This window comes from Hahella ganghwensis DSM 17046 (assembly GCF_000376785.1).
GTDB lineage: Bacteria > Pseudomonadota > Gammaproteobacteria > Pseudomonadales > Oleiphilaceae > Hahella > Hahella ganghwensis.
The window spans coordinates 57,210-80,024 of the sequence record NZ_AQXX01000118.1 but is presented as its reverse complement, the minus strand read 5'-3'; the positions used below and the strand labels follow the sequence as shown (position 1 = coordinate 80,024).

The following is a 22,815-nucleotide window of genomic DNA, read 5'->3' as shown; positions in this document are numbered from 1 at the left end:
TTTGGATTACCAAAGCCCGAATCAATATGAAACGGCCTGGAAAGAATTACGAGAAGTTGCTTAACTGGGTTGTCACAAATCAGTTGACCACGTCATCATGATACTTAACGGAAAGGCGGCAACCGTTAAGCGAAGAGGTAAAAAACAAACAGGCATCCGTTTGACTATTCAGAGTACAGGATGTCGTATTATTGGACTCCCAAGGCAAATAGAAACACTTGAACCAGGATTTATCACTCACCGCTTTCTTGCGTAAGACGGCCACATTGCCTTTCGCACCCGGTGGATCAAATGTCATATCGGCAACCCCCGTATGCCCGCCTCCAGACAGATTTGGGTCCACCACAAGAGCGTACTCCTTCATTGCCTCTCCAAGATGCTCTACCAAATATTTGTCAAAAGTACCGTGAGTTTTGGGGTTGTACGGCATATCAAGCTCTCCAATGATTAAGATGGTCTTGACCAAGTACTGCGCCCTTTAAAGAAACAATCCGTCAAATTATTCAATACACTCACACCTTTCCTTATTTCTTGCACATTTCAGCCACAATTCCTCCTTATTTCTCTCATAGTTTTAAAACTCTCCGGGCGCGGCACCTCTTAAATATAGAGACATAAATCCCCAAAAGAGGCGCTGCGCTATGGAATCGGAGAATGACTAGCTAGCAAATATGTTGTGAATTCACTGAAGGAGTAATGTAAATGTGCTGGGTAACAACAAGTAGAAAAATGCCAAAAAGCAACCTGGTGGCAACCGTGGCGACGATCCTGACAATCCATTCCCTGAGCTTGAGTTTACAGGTTAACGCCAAAGATCGTTTGGATGACATACCGGAGGTAGCGCAAAACAGCGTACTTAGCCCGCAAGCAGAACACCGCCCTATACAAAGCCCCAACGCCAGATCAAGTAAACTTCGAAATAGCCCACCCTCAACCGAGGAGAGTCCCGGAGATCCGGAGCTGGAAGCAGAGTTGTCTGAGTTGATTGCTCTGCGAGGCCTGACCCCGGTAGACCTATCCCCTAGAGAGCTTCCTTCCATCCACGACCCTTTGCCTCAATTAGGCAAGAAATTGTTTTTCAGTAAAAGCCTTGGGGGTGAATTTGACGCGGCCTGCGTCACCTGTCATCACCCCGCACTAGGAGGCGCAGACAGCTTGAGCCTTCCTGTCGGAGTGGAAGCAGAGCAAATCACATTATTGGGCCCCGGCCGGGAACCCACCTCCGGCTTACCTGTGGTGCCGCGGAATACGCCCACGGTGTTCAACACCGGGCTTTGGGATACAGGCCTGTTTTGGGATTCTCGAGTGGAAAGCATTGGCAAAGAACCCAATACCAATGGCGCCATATCCGGAATCGCCACACCAGACTCAGGGTTTAATGTGATTGACCCGGAGGCCGGAGCCAATCTTGCCGCTGCACAAGCTCGCTTTCCGGTAACGGAAGTCGATGAAATGAAGACCGACAACTTTGAACCAGGTTCCACCAACCAGGAGATTCGCGACCATTTGGCATCACGCATAGGTGGTTACGGTATTGGCAGCGACGAACTTAGCAGAAATGGCTGGCTGAAAGAGTTTCAGCGTGCCTACGGGGTGACTGCCAGCGCCGAAGAACTGATCACATTTGATGCCATCAGCCATGCCATTGGCGAATACGAACGTTCCATGGCATTTGTCAATTCACCCTGGCAACGTTACCTGGAAGGGAGCCAGAATGCATTGAGCGACCATCAGAAACGCGGTGCCATTCTGTTCTTTACGCGTGTGTCAGATGGTGGTGCTGGATGTGGCGCTTGCCACAACGGCCCCACATTCTCTGACGGCAGACATCATACCGTCGCTTTCCCTCAGTTCGGACCTGGGAAAGGAGACGGTGTGAACGACGACTTCGGTCGCGAACGCGTAACTGGTGACTCGGATGACCGCTATCGCTACAGGACACCAAGCCTCCTGAATGTCGCCCTGACGGCACCCTACGGCCATGCAGGCACCTACCAGACTCTGGAGCAGGTGGTGCGGCACTATATTAGTCCTGAGGCAGCCATTAACCAGATTTTCTCACAATCACCTTGTCCGATAGAGCAATTTTCGGATTACGCAGACTGCAATCTCCCCTATCCGGACGCATTGGGCAACTCCATGCAGGCTGTTGCCAAGCTAAGAGCAGAGCAGGCCCAAGGTACTTCGCGATTGAGTAATCCCGGCCTTAACCAAGAACAAGTCAATGATCTCGTTGCCTTCCTGCACGGCCTGACAGACGATTGCGCCAAAGATCGCAGGTGCTTGAGACCCTGGGTCGCGAATCCCAAAAGAGATAATCCTGACGGTGAGGTTTTGATTGGTGTGGATCAGAATGGCAGAAGACTGTGATGTGTGGCTAAGTGCAGCGAAACCAGACTGCTCGATATTGATTAACATTGAAGCAGACCGGCATTAAGGCCGGTCTTTTTGTGTGTCTGGCACTACCGAATGAATAATATGGCTCGCATTCACTGTCATAAATCAAACCTTGAAGAACACTCAACGATTGGACTGATCGTAATTTTCCCGAGCCTGTCTGATTTCATCGTGGTGTGTATCTGCCCAGGAAACCAGATTCCATAGAGATTTTGCTAGTCCTTCACCTAAAGGTGTCAGTTTGTACTCAACTTTGACCGGCACTTCCGGGTAAACCGTTCGATTAACATAGCCATCACGCTCAAGATCTCTGAGGGTTTGCGTCAGCATACGTTGGGAGATGCCCTGTATTCTGGACTTTAGCGAATTGAAACGATCAGCCCCCTCGACAAGGCTGAAAAGAATCAATATTGACCATTTATCCCCTACCTGACTGACAACATTTCGAATTGGACAATCCTCATTCTGTAAAAAAACTCGCTTACCGTTTTTTGTCGCTGTGCTCATTAGTTTTCAGCCTTTCAAGTAATCAACGTCATCCACTAACAGCCTGTCAGACATCAACGATGCCATCTCACAGGTTATCAAAAGGTAACCAGGGTAGATTAAGTGCCTTATTGCACCACTAAATCCATTATTGTAGGTTAGTATACATTAGTAACCTTCAAGGCTAAACAGGGATCTTTCAGATCTTTTCCTGGCTGCGATTTTTTAAACTAACAAAAACGAGACAAGCCAATGACCCTCTCATTATTAAACCAGGCATTAAAAGAAAACGCGTCGCATCTGATAGACTCTAGCGTCGATCACTTCGCACCACAGTATGAATTTGTCGGGAAGTTCAACATCCGATATGTTCGCCATATCAAAGAGAATGCGCCCACTTTGATACTGCTTAACGGATTACCTCAAAGCATTCGGATCTGGGAGACTTTCTGGGAAAAACTTTCCCGAGATTTTGACCTTCTGGCCTTTGATATCCCAGGGTTTGGTCTAACAAAAGCCGACGAAAGCGACATGTCGCCCAGAAAGCTAAGCCAAACCGTGATTCAGGTCATGGATCACTTTGGCATTCAGAAAGCTCATCTGGTAGGTCCTGATGTGGGAGTCCCCATCACACTGGCCGCTGCCATCCGGCATCCTGAGCGATTTGAGAGTATCAATATTTTTGACGGTCCAGGCAGCTATCCGCCCAAAATGGCACCAATATTAACGGCCGTAATCAAATTAGGTTTCGTCAGGTGGCTGGCGAAAGGACCTAACAAAAAAGCCGTGATGAGAGCCAATTTCATGACCGCAGTAAAAGACGGCTATAAGAGATATCGCCCCACCAAACGTGCGATCAAAGAGTATTATGACATCACTCATGACCTCCAAAGCCATCGGTGCGCCATGAGCTATTTCGGCTCTTATAGCATGGATCTCTCCTGGATTCAGAATCGCCTCCTGGGCATCAAGGTGCCCACATTGATCACCTGGGGAAAACTTGATCCCTACGTTGATGTCAGCAACGCCAGCTATTTATCCTCACAGATTCCACTGAGCAAATTGGTCATCTTTGAAAATGCCTCCCACTTTTCCTCTGAAGATGCAGGGGACGACTATCTTAACGTCCTAACTAACTGGTGCCTGGAGGAATATAACCAGGGCACTATTAAGCGGATGGCAACAGCTTAGAGGAAAGGTTTGTCGGCGAATATTTTCATGTAGAATTCGGATCACTGGCGTAGCACATGCTTCCGCGAATTGCACAAGAGCGACGCAAAACAAAGAACCGAATCATGCAGAAATGTTGTGACAAGACTTTAATCCCCAGAATTTACTACAGGGCAAGCATCATAGACTCGGTAGGCCTTGCAATTCTTCTGGGGTTCTTCCTTTCAGTATTGGGAATAATTGCGTGGGGTATTTCAGCTATTTTTGTAAAATCCTTTTTTGAAGACCCTGGATCAAATGAATTAGCGCGCAGAGGGACTGGGGGGCTCGTTATCCTATACGGCTTATACAAATTTCTGCCCAAGTTGATCAACGCGTGCAGCTACCTTGTGAACTATAAATTGACAGTTACAACCAGGTGTAAGACCTGTGGTGAAAACTATATTCTGGCGGACTACCCCAAAAATAAAGACCCGTTTTAGTTCAGAATCGACTAGTGCGAATACTGGAAATGACTCATTCATTACGCAGCGGAAACCTAAGCCACACCATTCACTCTGAACCACACGACAGCATTAAGCTTGAAATCATAGGTTGCCCGAAAGAAACATGTACCGCCATCCATAACACCGACAAAGCCCTCAGAAAGATCCCAATGCCCCGAACTGCCGCACATTGCATTTATGCGTATTCCATGATCATTAACCGCCTGATATTGATAGGTATAACTATCCTTATGCTGGAATTCCTGATCCGAATGAGTAGCAATATATTCCCAAAGTGCCGCCTCCAATACCGAAGGCTCTACCTCCACCGGTGCAGCGCCACCTTTGACTTCCACCCAGTTGCCAGCGAGCACTGCTTGGGAGAATAGAATAGCAATACAGGTGAAAAGTATTTTCATGTAGTTACTCCGGCACAAGCTCAACGACACTCCCAATGACAAATACACTTTTGTCATTGTCATTTTTAAGATAGAAACAAAACACATCCAGATCAGGACCACCGTCTTTTTTAAGAGCCCGCGGCTGACTTATTGATTTTTTAATGGCGCAACCACCAAGTGTAGGTGTTGAGCCTAAAGCAAATTTTTTGTCGTCGAGTACACGCACGAATATCCCCACAGGTTTACTATTGAGGATGTACTCTACTTTTACCTTCTGATTCACAGCCAAAGCACCCTTACAAGATTGAATCAATCTCAAAAAACGTGTCACTTACATGCTCACATACTATTGAAGCCTTCAGTTCATAACCAGTCATGATTTATTATCATTACCCCTATAAACCAAATGCAAGGCAAGCACTGCGCATTAATAATCTGAAGTGGATGAGAGATATTAGTGCCTCGACAATTAATCTTAGAGTAAATCATTGCCACCACCACAGATACAACTAGGCTATTGAAGTGCCTAGTGAAGAAGCCCACACGTAAAAAGAAGCGATCACAAAAAGGCCGAACTCCCTGGCCTTTTGCTTCATTTTGCAATGAATTCAGTTTTACCGATTCACTCCCTCAGGAGCCTATCAAGTCAATTGGCCAGCTTCACCATTTTGGCTTCCGATGGTACACCATTCTCATTGAGCGCGAACAGCATGTAGTAGCCTGGGGGCGCGATATTGGAGCTTAATGGTGTGGTCACTCGATAGAAATCGTTGCCCAGGGCATTCATTTCCAATTCGATGCGTCGCTGATCGGTATTGGAGGAATGGGTGACTGCAGACAAACGGATTAACGATACCGAGCTGATGGCCTGCTCTGAACGAAAATCGAATTGTTGATTATACCCGGTTTCTCCGTCGTATCCGGTTGGCCCAGTAGTGATAAGGCTTACTTCCGGGCGCTCGCCCTTGAACAGGTATGGAGGACTATAGATCTCTGCAGTGGTGTAATTGAATTCACAATTTGCGCCACAAGCACCGCCACCGCCGACCCAGATTCTTCCGTCCGGAAGCAGGACCGCGGTTGAGTGGTAATTTCTTGGCTCTTGATGCTGCGCCACTTCAGTCCACTCGTCCGACGCCGGATCATAAATTTCCGGTGTATAGACCGCTTCACTGGTGTCAAACAGATGGCTGTCCCGAGAACCGCCTACTGTAAAAACCTTGCCGTCCGGCATCACCACTGAGTTGGCGTAATACCTGGCATGATGCATATTTTCCTTGCGAACGGACTGACCGGTTTTCAGATCAATTTCATAGACGGAGTATAGAGACGGAAGCGTGTCGATCTCCCCCTTATCATCCGCATAGTCTTCAATGCCGAACTTTTCATTCCCCCCCATCAAAAGCACTTTATCAGCACTGTACTGAACATTGGTGGCGCCCTGGATGTATTTCGGCCCGTCCAAGCGTCCAGTATTGGTCAGTATAGAGCTGCCTTCACCGTCAACAGTATGACGCACAAACTCTCGATAAGGCGCATATTCCAATATACTTCCATCGTGCATGACCGCGAGCTTGCGGTAATATTGCGCACGGGCCACTCCGTAGTCCGAATTCCCAATATTCTGGAAATATTGAGACTTCTGCGCACCAATGTCCTTTGTTCCGGTCAGGAGCTTGAACTCACGGGTAACAGGGTTCCAGATTTCACCGAGCTGCTCCATATTGGTGTGAATGGGGTCACCATCACCGTCTCCACCAACAGTGAATACAGACCCATCCCCCAAAATTACGGCGCTGTTGTACCAACGAGGTATCACGAGATCATTTTCCCTGACCCACTTGTTAGCGTCCGCATCATAGGAAACCACATAATCGCGCTTGGTTTGTTTTCCGCCCCCTCCCATAATCAACAGCGAACCATCCTGATCCATCACCGTGGCAGGACAGAACATCTCATAGGTATCTTTCACCACATAATGAGAAAGCCCATCACCCTCGCCTTTGGGATTGAACGTTCCTGTATAGGTGATGTCATCACCATGGAAACTGATTGGTGTAGATCCTGACCAGAACAGTAGTTCTCCGTTAGGCAGAATGGCGGATGCAATTGCCACCAGACCAAGCTCAAACTTATCTCCCCACTCCCCGACAGCGGTCTTAGCCGCCGGCATGAAATCGAGTTTTTCGTTATCGCCCGTCGTACAATCGAACTGAATCAGCTTTGCACCTGCAGCAAGTCTATTACCGGCAATATTCAGACAAAGCCCTGTTCCGCTTTCGATCACCTTATAGCCATCTCTCAAGGGATTGATATACAGTGGTTTGGTTACCCGGCAGTCGCCCAGCCTGACGTCGGCACCTGCAGTGCCAGGAACATTCAGACAGTATTGCTGCTCCCCGATATTAGTTGCCAAACGATAACTCCCGTCAGGATCTTGCTGGGCGCTCCATAACAGTGATTCGTCATAACATGCCTGCTGAACCAACCCCATTGCCTCGGTTTTCTGGAAACAGAGCCCACTATCCTTGCCGGCAAGATTGAACAAACCTGCCGGTATTTCAGCGAGCACGATTTGTGAGGTCACGACAATGCCGGTACCTACTATAATTTCACGTATTTTCACGTGTAAAACTCCATAATGTTAACTTCATAGTTTACTCATGCCGCTTATTCTTTTTGTTAGCTAACATGAGAACTTCTTAGAAAACCGAATGGAGAATTAGTTCAAATAATTCGATTCTTTTAATCGATTATTTTGAACGTTTAAAGAATTCGCAATATTTCAATTTTCTTCCTTGATTCTCGACCCGTTAATTTCTTCGTATTTGCAGGGCCGCTTCAAGCATTAGACACAACCTGAATGCAGAACTAATGAGAGGAAGCGCCGGAACTCCGGCGCTTTATTGGCAGACCATATTGATACTCAGCTTGGCGTAACCAACGCGGGCTCCAGACGATAGATTGCCTGATGCGAACCACCATCCGCCTCAGCACCACTATCAAAGGTTGCCATCGCCCCGGTCAGCTTAGCCAGACGAACGTTATCAGCGAAGAATTTATTGGAGTACCCGCCACCTTCTGGATTGCTGGATAGCTCAACGCGCAAGTCGCCACCATCGGCCGCTTCTGACATCGAGCCATCGATGTCCATGGTCAGAGTTTTCCATTGTCCGTAACCAAGGTTTTGTTGCAGCTCAGAAGCCGTCATGGTGACTTCACCCACAATTGAAGAACCCGCCCATAGCCTGATACTCATATCAGAGGCGTAACCATACTTCCAGGTCGCCAGGTCCACCTTCATTTGGTAGTCGGCGGAAGCATCAAATGTTTCCGATAATATTTGACTGATCGAGCCGGAATCATCCACCTGAATCAGGTTACTCCCATCAGAGGCGCCGCTATGGGTGGCATTGTTGTTTTCGTCCTTGAAAGAAGCTGTGTTATATCCACTGATTGTCCAACCTGGAACATCCCGATCCAAAGCATAATCCTGACTCAGCACCTTATCCTCAAAAGAAGCGTTGATAATATCAATCCGCTCCCCGGAGACAACATCAGCCGATGTCGCGTTTGCTTCCGGCGCCCCCCAGAGTCGGTTTATCTCTTGCGCGATAGACCTCCCCGTTGCGCCTGCAACCGCACTGAAGTCAAACCTTTGCTTCCCGGACATGTAGGACACCAGTTGCTCAACGCTTGTGCGGCCCAGCTCATAATCCTTCAGTAACAGCCTTTCGACTTTATAGGCATCGCCGGCAAAGTAATTGACGATTCTCTGGCTACTGACCGCTTCAGAACCGGCAACAGAAGCACTGCTACCAATCTGCAACAGCAAATCCTGCCCATCGCGAGAAAACCAGATATTTACCTGAGACAAGGTGTCGCCAACGAAGCGAATTTGGTCATTGCCACCACTTTCTTCGATCCGGTCATGCCCTTCTCCGACTCCGATCACGTAGACGTCATCGCCACCGCCACCTTGCATCAGATCATCACCTGTACCGCCATCCAGCATGTCCTGGCTATTGCTACCAGTGAGCTGATCATTACCGGCAAAACCAGACAGGAAATTACTCTCCGTATCCAAATCTACGCCTGAGGCATTGGCGTACAGCTTGTCATCCTGATCGCTTCCCAGCAGATAATCAGATCCAGCGCCACCATCAAGACGACCGGCACCCCGGACCACATCGTCACCCTCACCACCCTGCAGATCATTGCCATAGAGGTTGCCTGGTTCAAATTGATAATCGATCAGGGCATCGCTACCCTTGCCACCCTGCAGTAGGTCGGAGCCTGTACCACCCTCCAAGTGGTCGTCGCCTTCTCCGCCGTTTAGCAGGTCGTTTCCGCCACCACCAAATAGCTGATCATCTCCAGCATCACCATAAAGCAAATCCCGTCCGATACCGCTCAGTATCCGGTCATCGCCATTACCGCCATGAAAGGTTTCTTCCGCGTCTGCCGGAGTCCCATCGAAATCCACAATGAGATCATGGCCATCCAGGGCATCGATGTCCCGTTGCTGCCCAGTGGTCAGCCTGATCGCATCATCGTCTTCTGTGATATCGAGAATTTCCGGCAGAACAACAGGCGTTGCCGGCTCAGTTATTGGCGTTTCCCCAGAGGGTTCTTCATGAGAGCCGATACCGTTGGTCAGCGCCTGGGTATCAAAAGTGACTTCTTTCAGCCACAACGAGTCAGCATAGGTCCCGGCCAAGCCAACCAGACGATACTTGCTGAAAGGCAGCCCCTGATTGTTGATATCCACATGTCGAGTGGCTTCACCGCTTCCAGGAGCCCAGCCGAATGACGGGGCAACATCGATCCATTGACCCAGTTTATTCTGCGCCTGAACCTTAAACGTCATCGTAGAGCCATTGCCACCCTGACTGATTAGATTAAACCCGGTAACCGCGATTTTTTCCGTCAGAGAAAACTCGATCCAGGTATTACCATTAAGGGTGACCGATTCCTCCGACGTTGCCCATGCGGTTGATTCGCGATTCTGAGTAAAGCCGTCAACCAGATTAATGGGATTGGATTTGCCGGACCAGGTCGAAGAAGCGCCCAGATACTCACTGCCAATTGCCCCGGTACCTGCCAGCTCGCGGGCCGCTTCGGTTTCCAGCAAATCACCTTTACGGATCTTGCTATCGTCATCGATAAAATCATAGCGAACAAAATAACGCGTACTTGAACTGGTCGTCGTCAGATCCTGGCTGACCGACACACTGATCAAATCACTGCGGTTTCCATTTCGGTATTGTTCATGGGTTCTGTTTCCGTTGATGAGTTCCGAAGCAGATACATCCGCCTCAATATATTTACGGATCAGAGCGCCGTCTTTGATGCCCATGCGGAAGAAAGTTTCGATCCGGCTGTGCTGGCTGAGTACCTGTGCCGCCATAACAGCTGCCAGCTCTTCGGCCGCATGTTCGTGATATCCGGTAATAATCATCGCCTTCTTAACGACTTCAGCACTATTGCTTACCGCTGTTTCATTGATCAACCCCTTAACCGTTTCCACGTTACTATGGTTGACGCCTGCTGCCAGGTACTGCTGAGCGGTAAAGATATCCAGTCCACTTCCGATCACTGCCAGCAGAAAGTCTGCATCAGCCCCCTGCTCACGCAGGAGATTGACGTAAGCGGTATCAAGGTTATTTGTCTGAATATGCTCCCTGGCCTTAGAACCTTCGGAACTTCGAAGCACGTCGTTAAAGCGTTTGATCAGCACCGGATCAAGCAGACCGCGATTCATATAGGCGATGGCATTGCCTATATCATTGGCAGAGGTCATCCCCTGCGCATCAACCAGCTGATCGATCAACTCTGGCGTAAGCCCCGGTATTCCCTCCACAATTAAGCGTTTCTTGGCGACTTCAGCGGAAAAATCATCCTCGAGGATCTGGAATCCTTCCGTGAAATCCATACCGTTACTCATCAGGGCATCCGCATCCCCCAGATACAAGGTCCCGGAACTCTCATAGAGCTCCCGTGGATTAGCGGCATTACGCCCGTCTCTGTATGCCTCGCGAAATTCAGAAATGCTGTTGGCATAGGCAATCAAACCGTATTTATCGTGCCAGATTCTGACATTACCGTCATAGGGTTCAACGCCAATCAGCAGTTCACCACTAAGTTCATCGGGATATGCCCATTGGGTATTTGGAGTGGACGCCAATTCGACAGAATAGCTATATCGATTTGAGCGTATGTCGACGGAAAACTTACCATCCTGCTTGATCTGGACCCGGAATCCGCGTGCGGAAGAGCTGTCCATCTGGTCAAGGATGTAGGGAGACTCCCAGCGACGCTTATTGACTGTTGTATGAACAGCAAATTTGTCGTAGGCACCATAATACGCCTCAGGAAAAGACTGCGCGCCGTACTGATTGCGACTGGCCTCAGCCAAAAAGTCATTGTTTCGATGAGCAACTATCTGCCGAGCTTCACTTGCCGTGACATCAGCATTGGCGTAGCGAACCACCAGTTCAGGTTCAACCCCGACCTCCAGAAGGCTGTCGTATAAATAATTCCCTTCCGGCAGCACCGTGTCATGATGATATTCACCAGGATTTCTCGGCGTGCCATCACCTCCCCACACAAAACCCGAAATGGCTTTGGGCCAGGCATAATAGTTCTTCAGATAGATCTGCTCCGAACCGTCCGCTGATGTCAGCTTAAGATCATTCCCCAACACCTCTTTGGCATAAGTGTTGATGTTGTCACTGATCTCAATGTAGGCCTTCTGATGCGTTCCCGGTGGTATATCGATCAAATGGGGTTTGTCGCTATTGAACAGTTTGACCCGCTGATACTCTTCGTTATCCAGCTCGTAGTAGTACACTGAATCCGATATCACCGCCGGCAAGGTATACTCAAAACTGACATCGCTGCCATGATAGGTTTCCACTGTCAGATGACGTGATTCAGCATCCTGGTTGTAGTTTTTCAGCACCACACGGGAATTGCCATAGCCCAATATGACGTCACTCCCTTCTGAGGTCAGTATCAGGTTCTTAACATCCGGGACGCCATAGAAACGCAACTTGTCATATTTGCCGTCACGGGCATAGTTGTCGATCACATAGGTTTTGTTACCTGACATATCGACTTCATAGAGATCTTCACCGTTACCTCCAGCCCGACTCAGCGAACCATTCGCAAAAAAGCGATCATTACCATCGGTCCCCATGTGCCCCGTCAGCCCGCTATTGATACCTGCAGCAGACACTAGGCCACCGTTAATCGTCAAGTCGCTGCTGTTGCCTTCCGCGAAATAACGTTCAACCCGTAAATGAACCAGGGACTGCAGACCGTTTTCTGCATTTACCGTATTTCCGTCGTAAACCAACAGGTCATCGCCAACTCTCAGGTAGGCGACATTGCTGACATTGATCGATAGCGAAGAAGCTTCCGACGCTTTGACCACATAACGCCTGTTGTTTGCGGACCCTTGCAGGTTCACAGCGTCGCCGTCTGATACCCGCTGGACACTCAATAATGCATCCGTGGCTTCGTTGGTGCTTGCCGCCCCCTGGGCAACATGCTCCAGACCAATATCTCCACTACCGGATTCCGGCAGGTTCAGAAACATTGGAACAGCATTTTCATCGCCACTGGAGTTGGCATAGACCTGCATCTGATGTTTTTGCGTCTGGTAATGGGTCAATTCAAGCTTAATGTTTTTCCCATCTTTCACATGCTCCAGAATTAGCGAAGTCCCCGCGTAGCGATAACGAATATCGGTCGCGGCAACATCCAGGCTGATCGTCATGATTCGCTGAGTGCGCGGTTCAATCACAAAATGTCCGCTCCCCTCCCGGAAACGGTAGTTGCTGACTGCCTGATCCCCGTACAGGTATTCAGGTTCCGCTCCCGAGCTTCCGGTGTGCTCACTGAACACAAAGGATTTTGATATCCGATCCATGCTCATGGGGTACAGGCGGTTGCCCGCCGCGTCGTATTCAGATGGAAGGTTTAGCGAAAAAACACTGCCGGATTTGTCTTTAAACTGCAGGATCTTGTTGTTGGAAACCTCATAAATTCTGACCTCTCCACCATCAGGACCCGAAATTTCCAGTCTGGGACCATACTTATTCACCGACACCTTGTCATAATGATAAGGAAGTTCGATAAAGGCCACCTGCGTACCATCGCCCTGCTCCAGATAGATCTGTGCGTCGCTGCCCGCTTTCCACAGGAAAGTATCATCACTGACACTGTGAGCCTTGATCCCCTGATTCAAGACATAAACATTGGCACCCGCTCCACCGTAAACGTCTGCATAGCCATTGCCAGCAACACTGACATCCAGAAGGTTGTCTTCGTCTCCGCCTCTGATAACAGAATCATGCTTGGCGTTGACCACTGAGATATTCTCGATACTGGTGATAGACATGGATTGTCCCAGATCCACCTCCCGCCCAAGATCCCAGGCATACTGACAATCAATGATGGCGGCCTGTGATACGGCCGTATTAATATCAACTTTTTTGCCACTGGCATCCCAGATTAACGTATCGGTCCCCGCACCGCCGTCGACACCATTGACTTGCGCTCCGGCGGTCAGGTTAAAGGCATCTTGTTTATCGCCGCCGGTCACCCGGTTAAGTTCGGTGGTATCGTCCAGATTGAACAGGTTTTTGCGTTGGCTGTCCCCCAGAATTGTTTCGGAGGGCCTTGCGCCAAGCTCCGCCCAGACAGTACTCCCGTCGGCGATAAGATCCGAACTGATCCGTTCCAGATCCGTATAATGGGTATTTTGTTGCAGCAGGTGCTTCCATTCACCACTGGACTGGATAATTCCATATTCCACGTTGTAGGTCCGGTTGCTCACGTTCAGATACTTATGACCGTTCTTGGCAAACAGGTCTGAAAGGAACTGCTTGGTTTCGTTCCAGTTTTCCAACAGGCTGGTTTCCATGGCGTTGGCAGCCTCTTCGCCCTGTTTTCGGGCTTTGGCTTTCTTCATTCCATCCGTTTCTATGCCGATCCAGGCGGCAAAGAACTGATGCACCTTATCGCCCACGTTATCGAAGTAATCGTCGTATTCGGCTATCTGCAAAGCACCCTGAACGATCCCGTTGACCAGGAAAGCGGCAGCCCCGATTGCAATGCCAATCGGCCCTGCTGCAGAGGCAATGGCTGCGAGCGTGGAACCTGCCGCGGCCGCAGCAGCGACCGTCGTGCCCGCGACCGCCGCAGATACCGACGCGGCGATGGAGACACCGGTCAGCGCAACACTGGCCGCCAGACTGACCGAGGTAATCACCGTGTTTGCCACAAGAGATTTATACTCGTAGCTACCGGTGTCTCCGCCATTATTCCAGAAGTCCTTCCACTGCAACCCGATCGCCGTCAGCGAGACTGGTGCCAAAACCAGATCCAACACACCGGCCTTCACTGTTTTACCAACAGTTCCCAGAGCGCTGCCTGCAGCTTTAAAAGCCTGGCTGATGCCTTTACTGACCACTGTCGGCAGCGCCACGCCACCAACCAACTCAGTTAAGGTCAACGCTTTATCCCGAACCGACATTTTCGACCAGTCGGAAATAACGGCCCGAATGGCATTCAGGGTCTCGAAGGTGTTAAAGACATTGCCTCCGGAATCGACCGCCTTGCTCAGCTTCGATGGTCTGTGATTGCTTTCCAGCGACTGGCCCAGCTGCCTCAGGCCGGCGTCCTCCTGGCCTTGTAATGTCCGGTAAATACCTTCTGAAAGGCCGGGGTCCAGTTTCATCATGGCCGTGACCATGCGCAGCACATCCGTATGCGTTCCATTTTTAATGATCTTCCCGATTGCCTGGGGATTCAGCGGCTCAGCGCGACCATAGGCCAGAATGCCCTTGTCGATTAGATAACGCTGCGCATCCGTACTGGTCCATTCCGCCATATTGATAACATCATTGGCTCCGTCCAACCCGCGAACAGCTTTCTGTAGTGAATCTGTGGCCGCTATTTCCAGGCGCTGACGATCATTCAGGTGAGGATATTTTTCGCGCAGCGCAGCAAAATCTTCGGCACTGAAATCCGTCAGCCGCTCAGACAAAGAAGCCAGCTCTGACACGGACTGCGCATCTGCATCAGATAGTCCGAACCGACTCTGCAAGGTTTGTGCAAGCTGTCCTTGCTTATGGTTTTCCAGCGCTAATTCCAACTGCCCCTTAAAGGTACTGCTAACCACCAGGCTGTCAGAGACACTGCTATTGATCACTTCTGCGATATCTTTTGCCAGATCGCCGTAGCCAACCGCCCCCTCGGCCACAAACCCTTCGTTTCCGCGTAGAAAAACGGATTCGATATCACCGGATTCCTGAAGCAATCGCTTCTTGAGCAGTTTCGCCACCGCCGCTTTCTCACCTTCAGTCGCCGTGCCGGTATAGAAAGCTTCGATGCCATTTCGGTCAAATTTAAGCCGTGACAGACCGCCATTTTCACCATTGATCAGCTCCGTCAGTGTTTCTTTGGAAATTCTGCCCCCATCTACCAGCACGCCAGCCTGATAAAGCGCTCCCGCCGAAACAGTAATACCATCCAATGTCACCAGCCCCAGGCTCGCCATGCGACTGGATTCAGTCTGAAATCCATCCGTCATCACCAGATCATTCAGGTGACGAAATGCCTGGAGCTGGTCGCTCTCTGCCGGATGAAACTCGCTGACATTGAATCCGGCCGTATCCAGCTCATAGTATTCAGCAAGACTCTGGCCCAGAGAACCACCTGCCTGATCCAGTACCGCTTGCACCGTACTCCTCAGCCCCTCCGCCGTGGCGGCTTCCAGACGACCGATATTCGGATCGTAGAAAAAGAACCGATCCGTTCCATTTACGGATTTTCTGGCTAACTGGAGGGAATGGTTGCTGGTGTTGAGAACCAGATACTTGTTCCCAGATGAGGCGGAGAGATCTGCAAAAACAGCTTCCAGCGTCTGCTGCCCCCTTTGTGTCAGCGCATTCTGCCCCCCCGTCTGATGCAACTCATCAATCAACAAGCGAAAGTCTGTGTTCTGGGCAAATTCTGTCGTTGAAATATCCCGGTCCTGATGCATCGTATCCGAGATGGCTGCGCTGGTAACCAAGGCATCCAGGAACGCTTCACTTGCCTGACTTCCGGTCCCTTGTGACAACATGTGCAGATATCCCAGTCCAATGCCCACACAGCGGCCATTCGGGGCGTTATCTCCTGCCCCCAGATATAACGATTGTGGCGCCTGGCGCAACCTGACATCAGTTCCCCTGTTTCTGGCTGCATTGACGATATCACTGGTCGCGGCAGAGGTTTCCCTTGTCATGGTCTGCCAGTCGATGACTTTTTCGACCAGGGTCGCTCCCCGATCGTTGGTATCGAGTTCAATCGAGACATCCCCGCGGGTTGCAAGATCAATGACGTGCCTGAACTCATTGAAACTCTCGCCATCCAACAGGAGCGAATAGACTCTGCTTGAATCGAATGACTCGCCATTTTGTGACGGGAAAAACTCCGCAAGTACGTACTCCTGCGCAGCATTCAGGTCTGAAATATAAAGCCTGCCTTCGTCTATGGCTTCCAGGATTCCAACGACATGATTACCCTGGTAGCCAGACTGGCGTGGATTGGCCAGATGCTCAGAGGAGCTGAAGCCTTCGCCTGGCCTGGCGACCAGCGGCTGACTGGCAAGCACATTCAAAGCATTGTCGTCCAGGCTACCTTCCTGTAGAAAGAAGTTGCCCGTATGTCCGTTGGCCATGGCGTCCAGAATGGCCATACCTTCTTGCTGGACAATTCTCTTGATCACTGCATGGGGCACTTTCACAATCTTGGTGATATTGCCCTCACTATCCTGAACAGAGTAATAGATCTGCCCGTGATGCATCTCAACGAGATCAGTGGAGCCATCGGTATAGAGCGTCCATAGATCGGACGTCACCAGTTCTTCCAGATTGGACTGATGCGTGTCATAAATCGCCTGTAACTGACTGACAGCCTCTTCAGACACCATGGACGTCAATTCCTGACGGAGTTGCGCAAAGTCCGCAGGGCTGCCCGCCAGTTGCCCCTGCCCGTTTACCTCAAACATCATTCGAATACGATCTGCAAAGTTCAGGTCGCCGGTGCCGCTGTTGGTCCTGATGGCCTCCTTGAATGCGCTATCGGCATCACTCTGGGCACCGACCACCTGGTTGATATCCATATCTGCACGATAGCTGTCAAGAATCACCTGTCGGGCCGCCTTTTGTGCGGATTGGACGGTCTGACCAAGCGCTATCTCCTCAGCTGGGTTACTGAGCCCTGTCAGCATAGCCTCGCCCCCTGAACGAACCAGTCCTTTGAAGTTGCGCAGCTGCTGGTTGAAACCGGATTGGTTTTCCACCAGACGGTCCCCTGAATAGGTGAAGGTCGGTTTATTTTCCGGTATGGAGGGGTCAGTTACGGCTGCCAGCGAACGAAGTTTCTTAATCGTTCCGGTCACATCCGTGGTATCAAACGGCTGATTTACCAGACTCTGAATGGCACTGATCGCCGCTGTTTTTTCCGGTGCGTCCAAATGACCGAACCGCGTGTTGATAATCTCAACCAACGCATTCACTTTGCGATCAATGCCATCCCTGACGTCACTGTCGCTCACACTGCTTTTGTCTGCTCTGGCCAGCTGGCGAACTTTATTTTCAAGATCTGCCACCATCGCCCCATCGGAATAGAACACTTTAATGTCGGCCGTCTTCTTCTCCAATGCCAGAGACGCGTCACTACTGAACTTGAGTATCAGTGCATCCAATCCACCAGTGGTGCTATAAGCGTGTTTCTCAGTTACAGAAAAGGACGAGATGCGAAAGTTATTGGCATCCTGCGCAATTCGATTAACAAAAAGCTGATAATCCCCTTCATTAGAGGTATAGCTATTCAGTCTTACCAAGGCTTCCGGAGTCAATTCCAGTGCAATGGAAATCGGCTGTTGGGTTTTACTCCAGAAAGAGGTCCCCAGACTGTTTTTCAGGGCGCCGGTATCTCCACTTAACTCAGGATGCTGTTTGGCGAATTTGGCTAATGCCTTACGGAATTTCTTTTTGTCGCCTTTGGCCAGAAAGTCCGAATATTTGTTCAGTTCTGCCAATTCGGCGGCATCCACACCTGGCCGGCCAGCCAACTGTGACAGTACAGACTTGATATTCGCCCGGTTCTTCGGTGTGGTGAAGCTGGCCAGCTTGATCAGTTGCTCTTTCACTTCCGGAAGCGCTTCGAGCAACGCCTTCACTTTCGGTTGATCAAATAACCTGCTGGTTTTCTGAATGTCGATGGACCAGGTGACTTTATTGACCCCGGATTCACCCGCTTCGAGTTTGTACCCGTCTTTTGGCAGGAAGTTGCTTTCCATACGATCCCAGGATTTGGAAAACTTATAGCTTACTCCGGTCACCGACCGCCCCAGATCCCCCCGGGCATTTGCCAGATTCTGGGTTGGCGTCGCGGAGTTTCCGTCGTGATCAAACGCCGGGTCGGCGTCAAAATCCCGAAGGGCCGATCCTGCCGTGAGTGAAACCGGAGTGAAGCTCAGCCCAATGCTGTTGAAAAAACCTCGCTTGTCGATATATTCCCGGCTGAGATCCTGTCCGTCTTTATAGGTCAGCCTGGCCTCTTTTTTCGCCTTGAAGATATTGGCGTCCAGCCCTAGGGCTCCAATGGTCAAAGTCGCCGCATTTCTCACCTGCCGATCTCCAGTATTTAACGGAGAGTTGGCTCCCAGGGACAAACCTGCACCGACAGTCCCTGAAAAATCGACCGAATGGGTTTGGTTGGAACCACTATAGGCAGCGCCCTTTTTAGAGATTTCCAGAAGTTCATAGGGATCGATCGTTCCTTTCAGCAACTTATCCAACGTGGATTGAATGGTTCCCTTGTCATCCTTGGCAATGGTCAACGTAACTTTCTCAGTTTGAGTCGCCGCAAACTTATAGCCGACAGTTGCGGAAGCGCCAGCAGAGGCAGAAAGCGTTCCGGCACCAACGGCCGACAGACCGGCGCCTGCGCCCACAGACCCGGATATAGAGGGCGTGATGTCAAAGGCTCGGTCAAAAGCGATATCAATATCCACACCTTCTGCGGTTTTCTTAACAACAAGTTTGTACTTGTTTCCACCACCGGCTGCCACTTTTCCGGCAATACCGGCAAAACCAAATTGAAACGGGGCGACAGGGGTGAATCCAGGCGCATGAGACCAGCCGGCACCAAGTTCTGCGCCCAGTTTCCAGCCGGCATCCAGGGATAACGACTCCCCATCCTTCATGGTATTGATCAGATTGACATAACGATGGGATACATGGTCCTTAACCGCCCCCTGACGAGTCAGGGCTCTGGTCAGTTTGGACTTGTCGTTCTTCAGTCCACCCAACAAATAGTCGATGGTCTTAAAGTAGCGGTCGGCTCGGTCCAGGCTATTAAAGTTTCCTTTACCAAGTTTACCAATAGCAGACTCTTTTTGGCTTGTCTCAGCCGCCTCCACAGCGACATCAAGCGTCGCTTTTGCCTCTTCCACGGCTGTGCCGTTATTGACCGAAATTTGCGCCAGGAGTGTAGCTTCCCGTAACTGGTGAAGTAACGCCGTGTCGTGTACAAGCTTGCCGACCAACGCACTGGCATCACCACCGTCAGGAGGCATATATACACCCGCATCCAGCAAGGATTTCAGCTGTGCAGCAACGCCATCACCGCTGCCGAATGCGGATTTACGGTATTCATACAAACGGTAGATCGCATTGCTGTTGCTGTTCACTCTGTTCGGGTGAAACAGCGCCTTGAATTCCTGAAATGCACTGGTTTTTGACCAATCAGGATTGAGGTTGCCATCGTCAAGGTCCAGGTTAATCAGCTTGCGAATACGCTTGATCGCGTCCGCATGTTCTCCATCCATCTTGGCCTTGAAGTCATCGAGACGGCTTTTGATGCCACTATCGATCTGGTTCTCCAGGAATTCAGGCGGTCGACTCAACAATACGCGGAAGCTGTCTTTGATTTCCTGCTTCGCTTTACTGATATCATCATGATGCCCGGCACGAGCGTTCGTGGAATGATAGCGGAAGTGTGCGGCGCTCCAGTCGTTAAACTTTTTCAAACGATTGCTCTGGGTTCCTACTGCCGGGATATCCTGGCTCAGTGCAGAGGTCAGGTGATGCTTCTTAAGTTTGTAGCCGAACAAACTGGAGGCGGGATCACTGGCACCAAAGAACAGCACCTGGTACTCATGCTTGAAGCGGCTGAAGCTCAGTTGATCAAACAGTGCATCAAAGTCGGTCGTCGTCGAATCCTGATAGGCTTGTGCCCAATTGCCATCCGGTCCCTGTCGGTATAACTTGCCCTCGGATGTCTTACCTACGACAGTGCCATCTGCCAGCGTCTTCAGCTTTTGGAATGGCGCAATATTCCGATGGCTGTCGGGGGTCACTTCCTGCCAGGCTGCCCCGCTTTCAGTGCCTTTTCGAAACAACTTTCCTTCATCACTGATCGCCCATAACGTGCCGTCGCCTGCTACGGCCATACTTTTTGTGCTGCTGGTACCCTGCACCTCAGGACTGGCGTCCACCGGATCAGCGGCCGCAACCTCCATCCAGCTGTACTGGTCAAAGAATTTCTTCTTGCCGTCGGTGGTCGCCACATAGACACGCCCACCTTCAAGTAACCCAAATCGATCAGCGTTCTCGATCCTGCCGACATCCACCCACTCGTACGGACCGTTCACAGAATCTGAATAAAACAGACGCTGCCTGTTGTCCATTAACCAGACCCGACCGGATTCCTCTCGCGCGGTATGAACTGCCGCCTCGATTCCCACCGGTAGATCATTGATATTCAGACTGACGTGCGGAGCAGAAGCGCTTTCCTCAGCAAGCCGCGATATCGTTCCATACTTTTCATCCGTAATATCCAGCTTTTGGTATCCGCCATCCTGATCAAGGAAATAGACAGAACCAGAAGCGGATACCGCAAATTCATTAACACCTTCACCCAGGAACACCGCTTTGGCCACATAGACATTCTGATCACCCCGGGCAGGCGCCTGAACGCCAGTCGTCGCGGTGAAGCCAAGATCATTCAGCTGTGCCAGATATCCATCATGTTTAAGGGCATACAAATGACCATCAGCCCCTAGCTTCAGCTTTTTAATGTCCTGGGCATTGGTGGCCAGCCAGCTGTCTGATCGCTGGTCGTGCATGTAGACGACGCCATCATAAAGCGTAAATCGGCGCCCGGCATCGGTGACAATCAGGCCATAGTCATCGAAACCTGTGGCTTTATTGAAACCGCGAAATGATGCGTCTACGATCGGATTAAAGGTCTGATCTGCCGGATTAAAGGTCTGATACTGATAACCATTGCTTCCGCCAATACCGTTTGCTGTGGATCCTTGATCGTTCAGGGTCACGATATCGCCACCGGGGCCGATCTGAACCTGAACAACGTTCCTGGCATCTGCACCACTAGCACCAGTACCAGCGATGACGGAACCCGCCGTCACAGACTGATCACCCGACACCGTCGGAACATTGAAACGGACCAACTGGCCCTCGGAAGTCGAGGCAAACACAGTGCCCGCTTTGATAACAAAGGAACTCAGAGTTCCTTCCATATTTGGTATGCCGCTGACATCCAGCGTACCGTTTATCGACCCGGCAAAATGTAGAAGGCCATCTGAATCGAGCCCAAAGGTTATCCCGTCCTTGCTTTGAGCATCCAGCAGATAGGCACCGGGAACATCAAACCTGTGCCGGGTAACCGTACCGTCCGATGACAGTTTTAGCACACTGTCGCTCCCTTCCAGAGCGATGGCGGTGCCATCTTCATTACGCTGAAGGTTTTTCAGTCCAGAATAATCAGACGCTTTCCAGTCCTGATCACCAAGCTTTTGGAATAGAGCTCCGTCCTTCAACAGATAATGATGATCAGAAGACACAGACACCTTGCCACTGACCAAATCCAGGTTGTTTGTCTTTATCTGCTGATGAACGTTCGCGGTAAGCGGAGAACCAGTAAGCGCACCGTTTTTTTTCATCCCAACAAAGGTGAGGCGTCCCTCCGCATCTATCGTCAGTCTTCCATGGCTCAGCTTGGACAGACCTGACAAGTCCACCACGGGTTCCGCAGACTTGTACATGGCCGTCAGTTGCTCATTGTCCGAATAAACATGCAAATAACCCTGCTTATCCAGTGCATAAGCTCGCCCGGTGTTATCCGTATGAATCGCAATATAATTGGCATTACTGCCGTTGAAGAAATCAAACATGGCATTGGAAGCTACCAGATCCAGGTTGCCCTCGGCATCAAACGAGGTTACTTCCAGTGTGCCGTATTTCGTCAGCGCCCAAACCAGTTTGGAATCCCCTTTGCCATTGATGATTTTGACATCCCGAACCTTAACGCTGGTTCTCACCGTACTGGCAACTCCAGAGGATGAGACAAACCGGAATTTGTTCTCTCCTTCGCTGAATGACACGACTGTACCGTCCGCCGCCACATCCATATGAGTTGAGGTGTGGCGGAAATCGGACCTGGATTTGATCCCTTCACTGTTGAAATAGAGGATCTCCTGATTTTTGTATAGCTGTGCTCCGGTATAGTGTTTCACCACCTGGGCGGAAAATTTTGGCGTAGAACCATCGAACTCCACATGAATACTTTGAATGTCTTTGTGGCTTCGAACCGTTTGATTAATGGATTCGAATACGGCGTCGAGATATTGGCGAAGCGAATTGGACGCAGCAGTGTTCTCAACGAAATTACCGGAAACCGGGTCATAAATCTGCAGCGTGACATTATTTGGATAACCGGCCCAGTCGAGCTTGATCAATTGGCCATCACTATTGGTCAGGTAGCGAATATAGTCTGTCATTTTGTAACTC

Annotated in this window: 8 protein-coding genes; 2 read left to right on the top strand and 6 right to left on the bottom strand. The window is 50.3% G+C overall.

Annotated features, from left to right (window positions below; genetic code table 11):
* Positions 1-79 precede the first annotated feature (79 nt).
* A complete protein-coding gene (locus tag F566_RS0115210) occupies positions 80-430 on the bottom strand; it encodes a hypothetical protein (RefSeq protein WP_020407864.1) in 351 nt (116 codons plus the stop codon).
* A gap of 299 nt (positions 431-729) precedes the next feature.
* Here F566_RS0115210 and F566_RS0115205 point away from each other — a divergent pair, with 299 nt between their 5' ends.
* Complete coding sequence (locus tag F566_RS0115205; protein ID WP_157496811.1) at positions 730-2,370, top strand: cytochrome-c peroxidase; 1,641 nt, start codon at positions 730-732, stop codon at positions 2,368-2,370.
* A 150-nt stretch (positions 2,371-2,520) separates the two neighbouring features.
* Here the strand turns inward: F566_RS0115205 and F566_RS0115200 are convergent, their stop codons facing one another.
* Entirely contained in the window at positions 2,521-2,904 is a 384-nt protein-coding gene (locus F566_RS0115200) for a winged helix-turn-helix transcriptional regulator (protein WP_020407862.1), read from the bottom strand.
* A gap of 231 nt (positions 2,905-3,135) precedes the next feature.
* Here F566_RS0115200 and F566_RS0115195 point away from each other — a divergent pair, with 231 nt between their 5' ends.
* Positions 3,136-4,074 carry an alpha/beta fold hydrolase gene (locus F566_RS0115195; RefSeq protein WP_020407861.1) on the top strand — a complete coding sequence of 313 codons (939 nt, stop codon included), beginning with the start codon at positions 3,136-3,138 and terminating at the stop codon, positions 4,072-4,074.
* A gap of 517 nt (positions 4,075-4,591) precedes the next feature.
* Here F566_RS0115195 and F566_RS0115185 read toward each other — a convergent pair.
* The 4 genes from F566_RS0115185 to F566_RS0115170 all read right to left on the bottom strand — a co-directional run bounded on the left by F566_RS0115185 (position 4,592) and on the right by F566_RS0115170 (position 22,805).
* Positions 4,592-4,957 carry a hypothetical protein gene (locus F566_RS0115185; protein WP_020407859.1) on the bottom strand — a complete coding sequence of 122 codons (366 nt, stop codon included), beginning with the start codon at positions 4,955-4,957 and terminating at the stop codon, positions 4,592-4,594.
* Between the two features lie 4 nt (positions 4,958-4,961).
* Complete coding sequence (locus F566_RS0115180) at positions 4,962-5,222, bottom strand: hypothetical protein (RefSeq protein WP_020407858.1); 261 nt, start codon at positions 5,220-5,222, stop codon at positions 4,962-4,964.
* Positions 5,223-5,585: 363 nt separating this feature from the next.
* Positions 5,586-7,565, bottom strand: a complete 1,980-nt coding sequence (locus F566_RS0115175; RefSeq protein WP_020407857.1) for a galactose oxidase-like domain-containing protein — start codon at positions 7,563-7,565, stop codon at positions 5,586-5,588.
* A 300-nt stretch (positions 7,566-7,865) separates the two neighbouring features.
* A complete protein-coding gene (locus F566_RS0115170) occupies positions 7,866-22,805 on the bottom strand; it encodes an AvrE-family type 3 secretion system effector (RefSeq protein WP_020407856.1) in 14,940 nt (4,979 codons plus the stop codon).
* Between the last annotated feature and the right edge of the window lie 10 nt (positions 22,806-22,815).